The 229-nt window shown below is 57.2% G+C and carries 1 pseudogene; it reads left to right on the top strand.

Annotated elements, in window-relative coordinates:
• Positions 1–138 (top strand): annotated as a pseudogene (locus AC0L3L_RS36550) (methylaspartate ammonia-lyase); the annotation flags it as partial.
• Between the last annotated feature and the right edge of the window lie 91 nt (positions 139–229).

Raw genomic sequence — 229 nt, 5'->3', positions numbered from 1 at the left:
GTGGCGACCCAGGCCGACATGATGCTCGCAAAGCCCGGAATGGGGGTCGACGAGGCATTCTCAATTGTTGGGAACGAACAAAATCGGTTGCTGGCGACGCTGAACCGTCGTCGGACTCATAACGAAAACGTTGGATGAAAAGCACGGTGTCGCATGCAGAACTCTCTTGAGGAGATCACTGTCGTAGCCGTGGAGCAGGCTGTGGCCGCGCCTTATGCATCCTCTCGCC

Source organism: Mesorhizobium sp. WSM4849 (assembly GCF_055811385.1).
The sequence above is the reverse complement of the archived record's forward strand: the minus strand, read 5'-3'. Positions and strand labels throughout refer to the sequence as shown.